Source organism: Kitasatospora sp. cg17-2, assembly GCF_054031055.1.
The window spans coordinates 1,718,858-1,734,074 of the sequence record NZ_CM132923.1 but is presented as its reverse complement, the minus strand read 5'-3'; the positions used below and the strand labels follow the sequence as shown (position 1 = coordinate 1,734,074).

The 15,217-nt window shown below is 74.8% G+C and carries 17 protein-coding genes; 12 read left to right on the top strand and 5 right to left on the bottom strand.

The genetic code is table 11. The features are described from left to right. The first annotated feature begins 24 nt into the window (after positions 1-24). The 4 genes from ACW14Y_RS06945 to ACW14Y_RS06930 all read left to right on the top strand — a co-directional run bounded on the left by ACW14Y_RS06945 (position 25) and on the right by ACW14Y_RS06930 (position 2,035). Positions 25-804 carry a GntR family transcriptional regulator gene (locus ACW14Y_RS06945; protein ID WP_380303714.1) on the top strand — a complete coding sequence of 260 codons (780 nt, stop codon included), beginning with the start codon at positions 25-27 and terminating at the stop codon, positions 802-804. A 270-nt stretch (positions 805-1,074) separates the two neighbouring features. Next, entirely contained in the window at positions 1,075-1,209 is a 135-nt protein-coding gene (locus tag ACW14Y_RS06940) for a hypothetical protein (RefSeq protein WP_456986220.1), read from the top strand. Further along, positions 1,206-1,640 (top strand): hypothetical protein, encoded by a 435-nt coding sequence (locus tag ACW14Y_RS06935; protein ID WP_456986219.1) that lies wholly within the window; start codon positions 1,206-1,208, stop codon positions 1,638-1,640. The genes ACW14Y_RS06940 and ACW14Y_RS06935 overlap by 4 nt, the downstream gene beginning before the upstream one ends. Further along, positions 1,637-2,035 carry a hypothetical protein gene (locus ACW14Y_RS06930; RefSeq protein ID WP_380303690.1) on the top strand — a complete coding sequence of 133 codons (399 nt, stop codon included), beginning with the start codon at positions 1,637-1,639 and terminating at the stop codon, positions 2,033-2,035. The genes ACW14Y_RS06935 and ACW14Y_RS06930 overlap by 4 nt, the downstream gene beginning before the upstream one ends. Here ACW14Y_RS06930 and ACW14Y_RS06925 read toward each other — a convergent pair. Together ACW14Y_RS06925 and ACW14Y_RS06920 are read right to left on the bottom strand one after the other, a co-directional pair. Next, the gene (locus ACW14Y_RS06925; protein WP_380303688.1) at positions 1,995-3,182 is read right to left on the bottom strand and encodes an ROK family protein; all 1,188 of its coding nucleotides are present in this window, start codon (positions 3,180-3,182) and stop codon (positions 1,995-1,997) included. The two genes, ACW14Y_RS06930 and ACW14Y_RS06925, sit on opposite strands and share 41 nt — an antisense overlap. Before the next feature lie 450 nt (positions 3,183-3,632). Continuing rightward, positions 3,633-4,412, bottom strand: a complete 780-nt coding sequence (locus ACW14Y_RS06920; protein WP_456986218.1) for an SDR family oxidoreductase — start codon at positions 4,410-4,412, stop codon at positions 3,633-3,635. A 194-nt stretch (positions 4,413-4,606) separates the two neighbouring features. Between ACW14Y_RS06920 and ACW14Y_RS06915 the strand changes: the two genes are divergently transcribed. The 3 genes from ACW14Y_RS06915 (at position 4,607) to ACW14Y_RS06905 (ending at position 6,637) form a co-directional block, all read left to right on the top strand. Then, entirely contained in the window at positions 4,607-5,296 is a 690-nt protein-coding gene (locus ACW14Y_RS06915; RefSeq protein WP_380436738.1) for a class I SAM-dependent methyltransferase, read from the top strand. Between the two features lie 125 nt (positions 5,297-5,421). Next, the gene (locus tag ACW14Y_RS06910) at positions 5,422-5,859 is read left to right on the top strand and encodes a GNAT family N-acetyltransferase (protein ID WP_266309815.1); all 438 of its coding nucleotides are present in this window, start codon (positions 5,422-5,424) and stop codon (positions 5,857-5,859) included. Positions 5,860-6,052: 193 nt separating this feature from the next. Beyond that, entirely contained in the window at positions 6,053-6,637 is a 585-nt protein-coding gene (locus tag ACW14Y_RS06905) for a hypothetical protein (RefSeq protein ID WP_456986217.1), read from the top strand. Positions 6,638-6,671: 34 nt separating this feature from the next. Here the strand turns inward: ACW14Y_RS06905 and ACW14Y_RS06900 are convergent, their stop codons facing one another. Further along, positions 6,672-7,847, bottom strand: a complete 1,176-nt coding sequence (locus ACW14Y_RS06900) for a serine hydrolase domain-containing protein (protein WP_380303680.1) — start codon at positions 7,845-7,847, stop codon at positions 6,672-6,674. Between the two features lie 221 nt (positions 7,848-8,068). On the opposite strand from ACW14Y_RS06900, the gene ACW14Y_RS06895 reads away from it, so the two are divergent. Continuing rightward, positions 8,069-9,520, top strand: a complete 1,452-nt coding sequence (locus ACW14Y_RS06895) for a pyridoxal phosphate-dependent aminotransferase (RefSeq protein WP_456986216.1) — start codon at positions 8,069-8,071, stop codon at positions 9,518-9,520. A 23-nt stretch (positions 9,521-9,543) separates the two neighbouring features. Here ACW14Y_RS06895 and ACW14Y_RS06890 read toward each other — a convergent pair whose 3' ends face one another. Beyond that, entirely contained in the window at positions 9,544-9,906 is a 363-nt protein-coding gene (locus ACW14Y_RS06890; RefSeq protein WP_380303676.1) for a winged helix-turn-helix transcriptional regulator, read from the bottom strand. 94 nt (positions 9,907-10,000) lie between these two features. Here ACW14Y_RS06890 and ACW14Y_RS06885 point away from each other — a divergent pair, with 94 nt between their 5' ends. From ACW14Y_RS06885 to ACW14Y_RS06875, 3 genes are all read left to right on the top strand, one after another. Further along, the gene (locus ACW14Y_RS06885) at positions 10,001-10,915 is read left to right on the top strand and encodes an SDR family oxidoreductase (RefSeq protein WP_456986215.1); all 915 of its coding nucleotides are present in this window, start codon (positions 10,001-10,003) and stop codon (positions 10,913-10,915) included. Positions 10,916-10,997: 82 nt separating this feature from the next. Then, positions 10,998-11,537 carry a YrhB domain-containing protein gene (locus ACW14Y_RS06880; protein WP_456986214.1) on the top strand — a complete coding sequence of 180 codons (540 nt, stop codon included), beginning with the start codon at positions 10,998-11,000 and terminating at the stop codon, positions 11,535-11,537. 55 nt (positions 11,538-11,592) lie between these two features. Further along, positions 11,593-12,378 carry an alpha/beta fold hydrolase gene (locus tag ACW14Y_RS06875; RefSeq protein WP_456986213.1) on the top strand — a complete coding sequence of 262 codons (786 nt, stop codon included), beginning with the start codon at positions 11,593-11,595 and terminating at the stop codon, positions 12,376-12,378. 57 nt (positions 12,379-12,435) lie between these two features. Here ACW14Y_RS06875 and ACW14Y_RS06870 read toward each other — a convergent pair whose 3' ends face one another. Continuing rightward, positions 12,436-14,265, bottom strand: a complete 1,830-nt coding sequence (locus tag ACW14Y_RS06870; RefSeq protein WP_456986212.1) for a BTAD domain-containing putative transcriptional regulator — start codon at positions 14,263-14,265, stop codon at positions 12,436-12,438. Between the two features lie 242 nt (positions 14,266-14,507). On the opposite strand from ACW14Y_RS06870, the gene ACW14Y_RS06865 reads away from it, so the two are divergent. After that, a complete protein-coding gene (locus ACW14Y_RS06865; RefSeq protein WP_456986211.1) occupies positions 14,508-15,047 on the top strand; it encodes a hypothetical protein in 540 nt (179 codons plus the stop codon). Positions 15,048-15,217 lie beyond the last annotated feature (170 nt).

Sequence of the window (15,217 nt, the reverse complement as noted above, 5' to 3'; positions counted from 1 at the left end):
GAAGAAAACCGGGTGGAGGACATGGTGGGAACGACAGGGCAGCTCTCGGCGGTTCCGGAGCCGAAGTACTGGCACCTGCGCACGGTGCTGCTCCGCGCCATCGACACGGAGTTCTCCACCGGCCAGATCCTCCCCAACGAGCGCGAGCTCTCCGCCCGCTTCGGCGTCGCCCGCGCCACGCTGCGGCAGGCCCTCGACCAGCTGGAGCTGGAGGGCCGACTGGTCCGCCGGCGCGGCATCGGCACCCTGATCGCCGCCCCCCGGGTCGGCGTCCCCGTGAACCGGCAGGAGGAGGGCTGGCCCGGCGCCGCCCGCAGCCAGGCCTGGCGCGCGGTGGACTGCACCACCGCCCCGGCCGCCCGCCGACTGGCCGCGGCGCTCGGCGTCCCCGAGGGCGCGCCCGTGCACACCGTCCGCCGGGTCCGCCTGGTGCAGGGCCGGACGGTGGCCTCCGAGTCGCTGCACGTGCCGGCCGCCGTGCTGCCGCACCTGCCCGGCTTCCGCGCCGAGAGCGACCGCGCCCGCTCGGTGCTGCGCCAGCTGGAGCGCCTGGAGGTCGACGGCGAGTCCCGCTCGGTCGAGCTGGGTGTCGCCGAGGCCGAGGAGGCCGCCCTGCTGGAGCGTCCGCCCGGCTCGCCGGTCCTGGTGATGACCACCCAGTACGCCGCCGCCGGCCGCCTGGTCGCCCTCGCCGTCGCCACCTACCGCGCGGACACCTGCAAGCTCACCTTCGGCGAGACCGGCCTCGTCGAGGTCACCCCCGTCGGCGCCACCCCCACCCCCGTGGGTGCCGCCGCCTCCTGAACCACTCCCGAAAACCCTCAGGCCCAGGCCCGAACGCCCCACAGGCGTCCGGGCCTGGGCCGTTTCCGCGCGCCCGGGGGGAGGGGCGGATCACGGGCCCACCGGCACCGGGACCGCCGCCTACGACCCGCGCCACCGGCTCACCTCCACCACCGCCGGCCGGGGTGACCCGCACCTCGATGTTCGACGACGGGTCGAACGAGAAGAACTACCCTCTGCGGTGGGACCGGAGGGGCGATCGGACCCGGTCGCACGATCATGGAGGAAACCTTGACCGTTGAGTCGCTCGCCGCTGCCTGCGAGCAGACCGCGGCCGATCTCGCCGACCTCGGCGACCACTTCGTCGAGCGCGTCCTGGTCGACAGCTCCAGGACCGGGAGGCTGATCGGTCGATGGAAGGCGTGACCACGGCGGCAATCGTGGCCCTCTGGGCGGTCGGTGAGATGCCGATCGACTGCGGGCTGTTCCGGGCGGACGGCACCGGCCGGGGGGCGGACTGCGACGACGCGGATCTGACCGGCTTCACCCTGGGGGAGCCGCTCGACCTGGACGCCCTGATGGCGGAGGACCCGGAGTGGACCGCCTGCGCCTACGTCTTCGCCGAGGTCTCGCTGCCGGACGGTTCCGGACGGCTGGTCAGCGGCGGAGGATCGCACGGGTCGGACGGCTTCTTCGCGCGGATCGACTGCGACGGCAACCTCGTCTGGCTCGTGCACCTGTTCTGCAACGAGCTGGTCGCCATCGCCGTCGACTGGCCGCTGGCGACCTTCACCAACAACTGCGACAACAGCCTGACCGTCGACCTCGGCGATCCCGACTTCGGCCCCGGCCGATGACGGAGGCCGGTGCGTTCTGCCGGATCTTCGTCGACGGCGGCCTCCGGGCGACCCGGGTGGTGCTGGAGGCCGCCGTCGGCGGGCGGTTCGTGGACGGGGAATGGGTGTCGGCGGAGGCCGTGGTCGAGGTCCGTCGCAACGAGGACGCGGTGGCGGGCGCGGCGGACTTCCTGTGCTGGCCGGTCACCGTGGAGGTCGACCTCCCGCCCGGGTCGGTCCCGGGTGGGGCGGTCGCGCTCGTCACCCGGATGCTCCTCGCCCTCCACGGCGCCGGCCGGCCCGCCGTCGCCGCCTGCGACTTCGAGGACGAGCTGCCGTGGCGGGGCGGGATCGGCCGGTACGGGCCCGGCGCGGTCAGGGGCGGGCCGGAGTCGGCTCGCCCGTCGGGGGGTTGACGGCGAAGAGCTGCTCCTCGACCTGGTCGAGGGCGACCCGGAGGGCGCCCATGGCGACCACCTCGGAGCCGAGGGCGGCGAGGGCGACCTCGGGGGCGCGGAGGGTGAAGCGGGCGAGGCGTTCGCGCAGCGGGTCGAGCACGCCGTCCAGGCCCGCGGCCCAGCCGCCGACGACCACCAGCTGCGGGTCGATGGCCAGGACGAGCGCGGCGACGCTCTGGACCAGGCGGGTCAGGAACCGGTCGGTGGCGACCTGCGCCACCTCGTCGCCCTCGCGGGCGAGCTTCAGCACCCGCGCCACCGCCGCCTCGTCCAGCGGGTTGAGCGGCTTGCCGGTGGTGGAGAGCAGCCGCTCCGGCGTCACCTCCTGGCCGAGCAGGTGCAGGGCGCCGATCTCGCCGGCCGCGCCGCCGAAGCCCCGGTGCAGGCGGCCGTTGATGAGCGAGCCGGCGCCCGGGCTGAGGCCGGCCATCACGAACACCACGTCGTCGGCGCCGACCGCCGCGCCCTGCCAGTGCTCGGCGATCGCGGCGAGGTTGGCGTCGTTCTCGATCATCACCGGGCAGCGGAACGAGCGGCGCAGCCGGGCGCCCAGGTCCAGGCCGGTCCAGCCGGCCATCGCGGTGCCCAACTGCACCGTGCCGTCCCGGTCGACGATGCCCGGGGTGCCGACGCCGACCGCCCACAGGTTGTCCCGGGAGACGCCCGCCTTGCGCAGCACCTCGGCGACCACCGACCGGACGGCGGTGAGCCGTTCCTCGGCGTCCAGGGTCTCCTCGACGGGTCTGAAGTGGCTGCCCACCACCACGCCGGCCAGGTCGGCGAGGATGATCCGGATGTCGTGGACGCCGATCTCGATGCCGAGGATGTGTCCGGCCTCGGCCCGGAACCGGAACCAGCGGGCCGGCCGTCCGCGCCGACCGGCGGCGGGCTGGCCGTCCGGTTGCGGCGGCTGCTCGACCTCGGCGACCAGCCCGGTCTCCACCAGCCCCTCGATCACGCCCTCGACGGTCGGGCGGGAGAGCCCGGTGTCGCCGACCAACTGGGTCAGGGTCACCGCGTGGCCCTCGCGCAGTGCCCGGAGGGTCACCGCGGCGTTGATCCGCCGCAGTAGTGAGGAGTCGCCACCGGTGAGTCGATCCGCCAAGACGCTGCCCTTCGCCGTTCCGCGCGACTGCCCTGGCGCGCGTGCCGTGGACGCGGGCACGGCCGGCCGGGGCCACCGGGCTGTGGTGCCGGAGGCCGCCCCCGGAGGGCCCGCGGGTGTCCGCCGCCCGGCGGACCGGCACGGCGGCGCTGCGGCGCCTGCGCCGGGCCGGACGGCCTGTGCCGGATGCTACCGGGGCCCGGGCCCGAGCGGCGAGCATCTTCCCAGCTCATCCAGGCTTCGGTATCGAAATGGTACGCACTGGGTGGCGGTGCGTGATCCGGGCCCGGCCGGGCCCTCGCCGGGGCCGGTCCGACGCGGTGCGGGGGCGGCTCGGGGACGGCTCAGGCACGGTGCGGGGGCGGTGCGGGCACGGTGCGGGGGCGGCGAGGGCGCGGTGCGGGCGCGGCGCGGCCCACGACCCGACCCGGGCCGGAGGGCCGCAGGGCCTCAGCGCAGGCCGCCGGTCGCCCCGAGGTTCTGCCCGGACACCCATCGCGCGTCCGGACCGACCAGGAACGCGACCACGTCCGCGACGTCCGCCGGCTGCCCGAGCCGTCGCAGCGGGGTCAGCCCGGCCACCGTCTCCAGGGCGTGCGGGGGATTGACGGACCGCAGCATCTCGGTCTCGGTCGGCCCGGGGGAGACGGTGTTGGCGGTGATCCCGCGCGGCCCCAGCTCCACCGCGGCGGCCTCGGTCAGCTGCTCCAGCGCCCCCTTGCCGGCCAGGTAGGCGGCGAGCCCCGGCATCGGGCGGCGGGTGTTGAGGGAGGAGATGTTGACGATCCGGCCGCCGTCGCGCATCCGCCGCGCCGCGTACCGGAGGGTCAGGAACACCGCGCGGGCGTTGACGGCCATGGTGGAGTCGAAGTCCGCCGGGTCGGTCTCGGCGAGCGGGGCCCGGGTGACGGCGCGGGCGGCGTTGTTGACGAGGATGTCCAGCCCGCCGAGCTCCTCCTCGGCGGCGGCCATCAGCTGCTCCGGGCCCTCCGGCGTGCCGAGGTCGGCCCGGACGGCGTACACCCGCCCGGCCCCGGTGGCCCTGTTGGCCCCGGCGGCGGCGTTCGCGGCCACCGCGCGGACCACCTCGGCCGCCGCCGCGTCGTCGTGCGCGTACCCGAACACCACGTCCGCGCCGTCCGCGGCGAGCCGCTCCACCACGGCCCGCCCGATCCCGCGGGAGCCGCCCGTGACGACCGCCGCGCGGCCCGCCAGCACCTTGTCCGACACCGTGACCCCCGCTCCCGGCCGGCCGCACACCGGCTCCGGGGAGAACCTACCCGCCCGGCGCGCCGTCCCGGGGGCGGGATTCGGCCGAGTCGGGCCGGGGTCAACACGGCGGTGGGGCGGGTCGGTTCGCGCTCCGGCCGGGCTCGGCCCGCGACGGTGAGGAGCACCTGCTCAGGGCCCGTATGCTGCTCGGCATGCTGAGCGACACACACCCGGCCGGTCCGGGCGCGGCCTTGCGGTCGGACGAGGACTTCGTACGCGCGCAGACCGGTCTCGCCCCGGTGCCGTTCGTGCCGGAGGTGCGCCTGCACATGGCCGAGGACGCCATCGCCCTGTGGGAGACCACCGAGACGGCGCGCGGCGAGCGCGGCCTGCCGCCGCCGTTCTGGGCCTTCGCCTGGGCGGGCGGCGTCGGGGTGGCCCGGTACGTGCTGGACCACCCGGAGCTGGTGGCCGGACGGTCGGTGCTGGATCTCGCGGCCGGCTCCGGCCTGGTGGGCATCGCGGCGGCGCTGCGCGGCGCCCGGTCGGTGCGGGCGGCCGAGATCGACGCCTACGCGGTCGCGGCGATCGGCGTCAACGCGGCGGCGAACGGCGTCCGGGTGGACGCCGCGGTCGAGGACCTGCTGGACGGCGACGGCGGGCCGGCCGAGGTGGTGCTGGCCGGGGACGTCTTCTACGAGCGGGCGATGGCGGCCCGCTTCCTGCCGTTCCTGCTCCGCGCCCGGGCGCGCGGCGCGGTGGTGATCGTCGGCGACCCCGGCCGTGCCTACCTGCCGCGCGAACGGTTCGCCGCGCTGGCGGCGTTCGAGGTGCCGGTGGTGGCGGACCTGGAGGACACGGCGCTGAAGACCACCACGGTGTGGGAGCTGGCGGGCGACTGAACCGGGCGGCGCGCGGCGGCCGGCCCGTCCGACCCGGCCGGCCCGCACGCCGGCCGACCCCTCCGGCCCGTCCGGCGTGCGGAATTCGCGGTGGGACGGCGGCCGGTCCTGGTAGACAGTCGCCCGTGATCGACTTCATTCTGCGCACCGCCGGCCCCGAGGAGGTCCCGGCCGTGCTCGCGCTGTGGGCCCGCGCCGCCAAGGGCACCAGCATCACCGACGACGCCGACGGGGTGGCGGCCCTGCTCGCCCGCGATCCGGACTGCCTGCTGGTGGCCGTCCGGGCGGACGAGCCGGCCGTGCTGCTCGGCACCGTGATCGCCGGCTGGGACGGCTGGCGCTGCCACCTCTACCGCCTCGCCGTCGACCCGGAGCACCGGCGGCGCGGCATCGGCGCGGCACTGCTGGCCGCCGCCGAGGAGCGCTTCGCGGCCCTGGGCGGGCGGCGGGCGGACGCCATGGTGCTGGACGGCAACGCCCTCGGCCACCGCACCTGGCGGGGCGCCGGGTACGGGCCGCAGCCGCAGTGGACGCGCTGGGTCAAGCCGCTGGCGGACGACTGACCATCCCGGGGGCACCGACCCCTCCCGGGGCACCTACTCCTCCCGGGGCACCGATTCCCCCGAGGGCACTGCCCCTTCCGCGTGACTGGCCCGTCCGGGTGGGGGCGGATCGGGTCGAGGTGGTGTCGGCGGCCGGGGGAGGGCGCGGACGGGAGGCTGGTCGCTCCGAGCGGGTCGGCAGTCGGGAGGGCGAGTGGACGTTCGCGGTGGTTCCGGGCAGGCCGGGGGAACGGACCCGGGGGTTCTCGGCACCGCGCTCGGCGTGGTCCTGGCGTTCTCGCTCGCCGAGGGCTCCTGGCAGTGGTTCTCCACCTACCTGGGGCTGACGCTGCTCGCGGTCGTCCTCGCCTTCGGCCGCGTTCCGGTCCTGGCGCCGGGTCGTGAACCCGGCCGTGTGTCGGTGTACGCCTGGAGCCTGACGGCGTACGCGCTGGTGGTCGGCCTGTGCGTGGCGCTCGCGCTGGCACCGGCGTTGCAGCGCTGGGACCGGCTGTTCCCGATGCCGGGCACCCGGGAGGGCTGCGTGCAGGCGGGCCGGTACGAGAGCCTGCACGCCCAGGCCGCCCTGGGCGACCTCGCCGGTCTGGATCCCGGGGCGCTCGCGTACGCGCAGGAGCAGCAGAGCCGGGCCGCCGTCGACGACTGCCTGTCGGCGACGACGACCCGGTGGCTGCCCGTGTACGCGCTGGGCACGGCGGTGCTGGTGACCGGCGGCGCGTGGGTGTGGGGGCGGGGCCGGCCGCGGCCGGAGCGGCTCCGCCCGACGGGGAGTCAGTAGTCCTGACCCTCCGGGGGACCGGGCAGCTCGGTGCTCAGCCGCAGAACTCGGCCTCCGCCAGCGGTCGTTGGCCGTCGACCCAGTCGGCGTTGGTGTTGAACGCCGCCGCGTGCCGTCCGTCGCGGGTGGTCAGCGCCACCGTGGAGGAGCCGTGGATGGTGCCCTCGTGGCCCCAGACGGTGACGCCGCAGCTGAGTCGCACGGAGCCGATGCCGAGTCCGGGGCCGCCGGTGGCGGGGACCATCTCGTCCAGCTCGGCCGGAGGCAGCAGTCGACCACGCATCAGGGCGGAGTAGAAGCGGGTCAGGTCGCCGGTCGTGGAGATCATCTCCCCGGCCGCCCCGCCCCAGGACGGGTTGAGTTCGGTGGTCTCCAGCGGTGTGCCGGAGCCCCCGAAGAGGGTGGAGTAGCCGAGCGCGTGCGGCCGTGGCAGGCCGACGGCGGTGCCGGGCAGGCTGGTCGCGGCGAGGCCGAGCGGCCGGAGGATCCGTTGTTCGATCTCCTGGCCGTACGGGTGGCCGGTCACCCGACCGATGATCATCCCGGCCAGGACGTAGTTGGTGTTGGAGTACGAGCGCGACGTCCCCGGCGGGAACAGCGGCGGATGGGCGAGCGCGGTGCGCACCAGGTCCTCGGGGCGGTAGGTGTCGTAGCGGTGGACCAGGAAGTCCGGGGTGGCCAGCCGCTGGATCATGGTCGGATCCTCGTCGAAGGAGAACAGCCCGCTGGTGTGGCCGAGCAGCTGCCTGATCGTGATCGCCGACCCGTCGTTGCCGTTGCCCCGTACCACGCCGGGCAGCCACTTCTCCACCGGGTCGTCCAGGCCGAGCCGGCCCTCGGACCGGAGCTGGAGCACCACGGTCGCCGTGAAGGTCTTCGTCAGGCTTCCTGCCCGGAACCGTTCCCGGGGCGACCGGGGCTGCCCGGTCGCGGTGTCGGCGACCCCGACGGCGGCCGACCAGCTGCCGTTCCCCTCCTGGACGCCGACGATCGTTCCCGGCAGGCCCTGGGCCCGGACCAGGTCCGCCATCGCGGCCCGGGTCGCGGCGTGCCCGCCGTGGCCGTTCGCTCCGCTGCGGGAGTCCGCCGCCGCCGCCGTTCCCATCGCCACCGTGCCGACCGTCACCGTGCCCACGGTGACCGCGCCCACCATCGCCGCGGCCACCGCCGCCGGGCCGAACCTGCGCCGAAGCGCCCCTTGCCGAGCCATGCCGACCTCCGAGGTCCGTATCGCCCGCCCCCCGCTGCCCGGACCAACGTCCCGGCCACCGCGCACGGTTCCGGCCCGAACGGGGGAGGGCGGGCCGCGCGGCCGCCGGATGGGCGCGGACGACTGGCGTGGCCCCCGGGCGCATGGTGCGCTGGCATCGCATGTATGCGAACCAATCTGCTCCCGCCACCCCCACCCCCCCGGAAGTGAGCCCCTTCGCCATGACCGTTCCGACCGGCCCCACCGGCCCGACCGAACCCGCCGGCCCGACCGAACCCGCCGAACTGCTCGCGCGGATCCCCGACTTCGAGCAGGCCCTCGCCTACTACCGCCGCCACCTGGCCCCGGCCACGGCCATCGACCTGTCCGTCGCGGAGAACGTCCTCGTCTACGAGGACTCGATGCAGAAGATGGTGTTCGACCACACCGCCCTGCTGCCGGAGACCTACATCCACTACATGTCCGCGTACGGCGGCCCGGACCTGCGGAACGAGGTCGCGGCACTGTTGAGCAAGGCCTTCGAGGTCCAGGTCGAGGCGGGCGACGTCTTCGGCACCGGCGGCGTCGGTTCGGCGCTGGAGTGTCTGGCGTTCGCGCTCCAGGACCCGCCGAAGCCGGGGGAGAGCGGCCCGCCGCCGCTGGTGGAGGGGGACGCCGTGCTGCTGCCGGCGCCGTACTGGCAGGGGTTCAACTGGTCGTTCGAGCAGCGGCCGAAGCTGAAGTGCGTGCCGGTGAAGCTGCCGACGGAGGGGCCGGAGCGGTTCCGGCTGACCCTGGACGCGATCAAGGAGGAGTACTTCACGTACCACCGCCTCTTCGACGCGTTCCCCCGCCTGCTGGTGCTGACCAACCCGCACAACCCGCTCGGCGTCAACTACGGGAAGCGGCTGCTGGAGGAGATCTACGCCTGGGTGATCGACGAGACCGACATGCACATCGTCTCCGACGAGATTTATGCCCATTCGCAGGTCGACGGTGTGCGGGTGCCGTTCACCAACGCGTTCGCCCTGGACGCGTACCGGCGGGCGCCGGAGCGGATCCACGTGGTGTGGGGGTTCGCCAAGGACTTCGGGCTGTCGGGCTTCCGGACCGGGTTCGTGGTGTCGAAGTACGGTCCCGTGCAGCGGGCGATGCTCGGCACGGCGGGCATCGAGGAGAAGAAGCACCCGATGTCGTGGTTCACCCCGGTCGATTCGCTGAAGCAGTACGTGCTCGGCGCGCTCCTGGAGACCACGGTCAACGGGACCGGTTCGGAGCTGTACACCGACTACGCGATGCGGCGCTACCGGGAGTTGCTGAGCGCGAGCTTCGAACGGGTGAAGGACCGACTGGTCGCCCGGGGCATCGAGTTCGTCCACACCGAGGGCGACAACCCGGCCCAGTTCTTCTGGCTGGACCTCACCGCGTACCTGGGCAAGGTCCCGCCCAACGGCCCGCACGGCGTCACCCCGCTGCCGTTCACGGAGAACAGCGGGGTGAACTCGGAGGAGCTGAAGCTGTTCAACTACCTTGCCAGTAGCCCCACCGAAGTCACCCTCCTCCCCGGCGAGACCATGCACAGCCCCGCCCCCGGCTACTTCCGCCTGTGCTTCACCGCCTACCAGCCGGAGGTCGTCTGCGAGGCGATCGACCGCGTCGCCGACGCCCTGGCGGCGTTGGGGACCGCGGAGTAGCGAAGGAAGTCCGACCCCGGTGCTCAGGCCCGGTCGAGCCGACGGGTGATCCGGCCGAGGAGGTCCTGCAGGGGTTCGCCGACGTCCCGCCCGAACTCGGTGAGCCCGTAGGTGACCTGGGGCGGCGTCGTCGGCTCGACCACCCGCCACACCAGGCCGTCCTGGACCAGCGCCCGCAGGGTCTGGGCGAGCATCTTCTCGCTGATGCCCCGGATGCTGTCGCGCAGTTCGAAGAACCGCAGGTCGTTGCTCTGCAGGGCGATCAGTACCCAGACGCCCCACCGGCTGGTCACATGGTCGACCGTGTCGCGCGCCGCGCAGTCGGTGTGAAACACCTCATACCGCTTGCCGGCCGCACCGCTTTCCAGCTGGACACCTTCCGTCATGTCCGGAGCTTACCCCGGGGTATGTCCTTACGAACGGTAAGTCAGCAGCTCTAGCGTCGGCAGTCCCAACGGGGCAACGAACGAGGAGCTGACCATGATCGTGGTGACCGGGGCCACCGGAAACATCGGCAGGCCGCTGACGCGGGCGCTGGCGGAGGCGGGCGAGCGGGTGACGGCGGTGTCGCGGCGCCCGGGGCCGGTCCCGGCGGGCGTCCGCCGGCTGACGGTCGATCTGGCCGACCTGGCCGACCTGGCCGACCCGGCGGACCTGGCCGAACCGGCCGGACCGGCTGACCCGGCCGGACCGGCCGCCCTGGCGGACGTGCTGGAACCGGTGCTGACGGAGGCGAAGGCCCTGTTCCTGCTCCTCTCGGGCGATCTGCACGGCCCCAGCGGTGCGCCGGCCGAGCTCGTCCGCCGGGCCGCGGCGGCCGGGGTCCGGCGGATCGTCCTGCTCTCCACCCAGGGTGTGGTGACCAGGCCGTTCGGTCCGACCCGGATCGCGATGCGCTCGCTGGAGGACCTGGTCCGGGCCTCCGTCCCGGAGTGGGCGATCGTGCGGCCGGGCGGCTTCGCCTCCAACACCCTGTGGTGGGCCGAGTCCATCCGGACCGGGCGGCTGGTCGCGGCCCCGTTCGGTGACGTGGCGACACCGGTCGTCGACCCGGCGGACATCGCCGAGGTCGCGGCCGCCTGCCTGCTGGAGGACCGGCACCTCGGCGGCGCGTACGAGCTGACCGGCCCGGAGGTGATCAGCCCGCGCGGGCAGACGGCGGCACTCTCCGCCGCGCTCGGGGTGCCGCTGCGCTTCCACGAGCTGTCCCGCGAGGAGGCCGCGGCCGCGATGGCCCGGAGCATGCCGGTGGAGCTGGCCGACGACACCCTCGACATCCTCGGCGCGCCGAGCGCGGCGGAACTGCGGATCGGCCCGGGCGTCCGGGAGGTGCTGGGCCGCGACCCGAGGCCCTTCGCCGCCTGGGCCGCGCGCCATGTCGACGCGTTCCGCTGAGCGGGTGCGCGGGCGGGCGGGTGCTCGGGCGCCCGCCCGGCCGTCGGCCGAAGCCCCTTGACCCGTACGGGACGATGGGAGCGTGATCAGCAGGGAACGCGCGATCGAACTCGTCGAGTCCTACCTGGCCGTGATGACGTGGCCAGGGGGCGGCCCGGCGCCCGAGGTGGCCGTCTACGCGGTGGAGGAGCACAGCGTCGGCTGGCTGGCCTTCTGGGACACCGCGGCCTTCCGCCGGACCGGGGACGCGCGGTTCAGCCTCGGGGGCGGCGGCAGTCACGTGCTCGTGGACCGCCACGACGGGAGCCTGCACTTCGTCCCCAACGCTCGCGAGAACGACGAGGGTTGGGAGGACCACTACCTCCTCCAGGCCAAGGGCGTCCGCCGTCCCGACCCGCTGGCCGCCGAGGTCCGCGCCCTCGTCCGCTCCGCCGGGGCCGTCGCCGCGATGGGCCACCTGCGCAAACGCGCCCCCGGACTGAGCCCCCAGCAGGCGAGGGCCTACCTCACCGTCGTGCGCGAGGGCGCCGAACCGCCGGAGGAACTGGCGAGCCTCACCCGCGAGGAGCCGAGGTGGCCGCTGTGGCCCGTCGAGACGCTGGCCGGGCCGGTCGAGCAGTAGCCGCCGGAACCGAATTGGCTGGCCACGGACAGGTCCGGGCTGCGACGATGCGTGGATGATCACTCTCCCCGACGAGCTCGGCCACCTCTCCTACGTCGTCTCCGGCGACGGACCGCCCGTCGTCCTCGTGCACGCCGGCGTCGCCGACCACCGGATGTGGGACGCCGTCGTGCCCGCGCTCGCCGAGCACCACACCGTCGTCCGCTACGACCTGCGGGGCTTCGGCGAGTCCGCGCCCCCGACCGGGCCGTTCAGCGAGACCGACGACCTGCTCCGCCTCCTGGACCACCTCGGCCACGACCGGGTCCGGCTCGTCGGCGCGTCCTGGGGCGGCCGGGTCGCCGTGGAGTTCACGCTCACCCACCCGGACCGCGTCCACTCCCTCGCCCTGCTCGCGGCCCCCTGGCCGGGCTACGACTGGTCCGCCGACATGGTCGCCTACGACGAGGCCGAGACCGCCGCCCTGGAGTCCGGCGACCTCGACGCCGCGGTCCGGGTCAACCTCGACATGTGGCTGCGCGGCCCGGCCCGCGGCTGGGACGAGGTGGCCGCCGGCCTGGCCGACCGCCTCCGCGCCCCGATGCGGACCTCCCTGGTGAACCAGCCCGCCCTGGGCGAGCACTCCCAGGGCCCCTCCAAGCGCGCGGTTTCCGCCGTCGCCGTCCCCACCCTGATCGGCGTCGGCGGCCTGGACGTCCCGGACTTCCGGGCCATCGCCCGCCGCTACGCCACCGAGATCCCGAACGCCACCCTGACCGAGTTCCCCACCGCCGCCCACCTCATCGCCCTGGACGCCCCCGAGGCCCTCACTGCCACCCTGCTGCCCTTCCTGGCCGACTGAGGCCCACAGGTCAGTGCCCGCGCCGACCGGCCCCCGCCCGGCCTTCGGCATCGAGTGTCAGGGGGCCGCGGCGGTGGGCGGGTGGAGCGGCGTCCCCGTGTGGTGCAGGTGCCAGGAGCGGAGGCGTTCCCGGGCGGCGGCGCGGTCGGCGGGGCGGGTTTCGGCGGTGGCGCGTTCGGCGGCGTAGCAGCGCAGCAGGTCGTGCAGGCGGTAGCGGTCCGGGCCGGCGGGGCTGAGCAGGTGGGCGGCGGCGAGGTGTTCGAGCACCGGTCTGGTCGCGGCGGGGGCCGAGCCGGCGAGCGCGGCGGCCGCGGCCGTGCTGATGCAGTTGCCGGGGGCCAGGCCGAGCAGCCGGAAGAGCCGCTGTGCGGTGGGTTGCAGGGCGCGGTAGGAGAGGTCGAAGGCGACCCGGACGGCGGAGGCGGCGTCGCTGTCGATCTGGAGCGCGGTGAGGCGGTCCTCCGCGTCGCGCAGTTCGGCGGTGTGTTCCACCAGGGTGCGGTGCGGCCGTTCCGCGAGGCGGCCCGCGGCGATACCGAGGGCGAGCGGCAGGTGACCGCAGGCGGCGGCGAGTTCGGCGGCGGCGCGGGGTTCGGCGCGGGTGCGCTCGGCGCCGGCGATCCGGGCGACCAGTTCGACGGCCTCGGTCCGGGGCAGGACGTCGAGCACCAGCCGCCGGGCGCCGTCGCAGGCGGTGAGCCCGGTCAGCCCGTCCCGACCGGTCACCAGGGCCAGCGAGCCCGCCGAGCCGGGCAGCAGCGGGCGGACCTGCTCGGCGTTGTGGGCGTTGTCGAGCAGGACCAGCACCCTGCGGTCGGCGAGCAGCGACCGGTACAGTGCGGCGCTCTCGTCGACGGTGCCGGGTACCCGCTCCAGGTCGGTGCCGAGGGCCCGCAGGAAGCGGGCCAGCGCCTCGTGCGGGGTCAGCGGAGGGTCGAGGGCGTACCCGCCCAGGTTGAGGTGGAGCTGGCCGTCGGGGAAGCGCTCGCGGACCCGGTGGGCCCAGTGCACGGCGAGGGCGGTCTTTCCCGTCCCGGCGCCGCCGGTCACCACGCCGATGCCGGCGGCGGCCGGGCCGGCCGGGTCGGTGAGGCCGTCCAGGGCGCTCAGTTCGGCCCTCCGCCCGACGAAGGTGGCCAGTGCGGGCGGCAGTTGGGCCGGCCTGGGCAGGTGCTGACGGGGGCGGGGCGGACGGGGGGCCGGTGCTGCGCCGTGCTGCGTCGGGGCTGCACCGTCCTTCAGCAACTCCTGGTGCAGGACCTGCAGTTCCGGACCGGGATCGAGGCCGAGCTCGTCCGCCAGCCGGTGTGCGAACCGGCGGTGGGCGGCGAGCGCGTCGGCCCGTCGGCCCGCCCGCTGCAGGGCTCGGACGAGCTGCGTCACGAAGCGGTCCCGGAGCGGGTGTTCGGCGACCAGCGCGGTCAGCTCCGGGATGCTCTGGCGGTGCCGGCCGAGGTCGGCCTCCAGGTCCAGGCAGTTCTCCCAGGCGGTGAGCCGCAGTTCGTCCAGCGCCAACGCGCCGGCGGCCAGCAGGCTGCCGGACAGCCCGTCCAGCACCGGTCCGCGCCACAGGCCCAGCGCCGATCGGAACTCCTCGACGGCTGCTGCGGGTTCGCCGCGCTCGGCGAGTCCGCGCGCCACCGACACCCGGTGGGCGAAGGTCAGGGCGTCCACCTGGTGGCCGTTCGGCGCGATCCGGTAGCCGGGGCCGTCGGTGAGCAGCACCGGCGGTCCGTCCTGTGCTGCGGCGAGCTTGCGCCGCAGCAGCCCGGCGAGGTTCCGTACCTGGCGCGGGGCCGTGGCCGGCGGTTCGTCGTCCCAGAGCGCGTCGACCAGGCGGGCCACCGGGACGACGGTCCCGGCGTTCAGCAGCAGGGTGCCGAGCATTCGTTCCTGTTTGGCTCCCTCCGTCCGGGCCCGTCTGCCGTCGTCGGTCCACACTTCCAGTGGCCCCAGGATCTTGAACTCCATGTGTTCCTCCCGTGGTCGGCCGACGTCGGGCCGGTCCGGACGCCTTCGACACTTGTGACCGATTGATGATGGAATCGTGCCAATTCTGTGCATTCGACTGGGAGTCTTCTCCCGTCGGCCCCGTCGGGGCCGGCTCCCCCACGCGAAGGAGCAGTTGGATGAAGCGCATGAAGCAGGCCGCAGCCCTCGCCGTCGCACTCGGCCTGGCACTGGTGCCGCTCTCGGCGAGCGCCGCCCAGGCCGCAGGGCCGGCCACCCACAAGGGCATGACCTGGCAGGTGCTCGCGCAGGGCCCCGAGGGGGCCGTCCAGGTCGGCGGTCCGGCGCACTCGACACCGAGCGACCCGTACAACGGCGACACTCTTCCGTCCGTCTCGCTGCCGGTCCTCTGCATCAACGTGGACGGCAGCCCGGCGCCGGACGGCATCAGCATCGGCTTCTACAACGGCTGGGCCGGCGGTACCGTCGCGCTCAGCCAGCCGGTGAAGGGCTCGCGCCTGAACAGCCAGGCCGCTGCGAACAGCATCTGCCAGGCGTCCTTCGGCATCGGCTGGCGCCAGGCCGAGTTCCACGACGGCCGGTACGGCCCGAACTTGGAGTACACCGGCGGGTGGAGCTTCTGGGCGTACGGCAACATCGCCCCCAACGCCCGCTTCTGGACGGCCATCAACGACCAGCAGGCCAACCCCTGGAACTGACGGCGGCGCGGTGGTGACGGCCGGGCGGGCGGTGAGCGGTCCGCCCGGCCGTACCGGCTCCGCCTCTGCCGGGGTTCCCCGGCGGCACGGGGGGCGTAGCCGGGGTTTCGTCGGTCGGCGGGGGCTCCGGGGCGGGGGACGGGTGGCACGGGGCGGGACCTCCTCTGCCG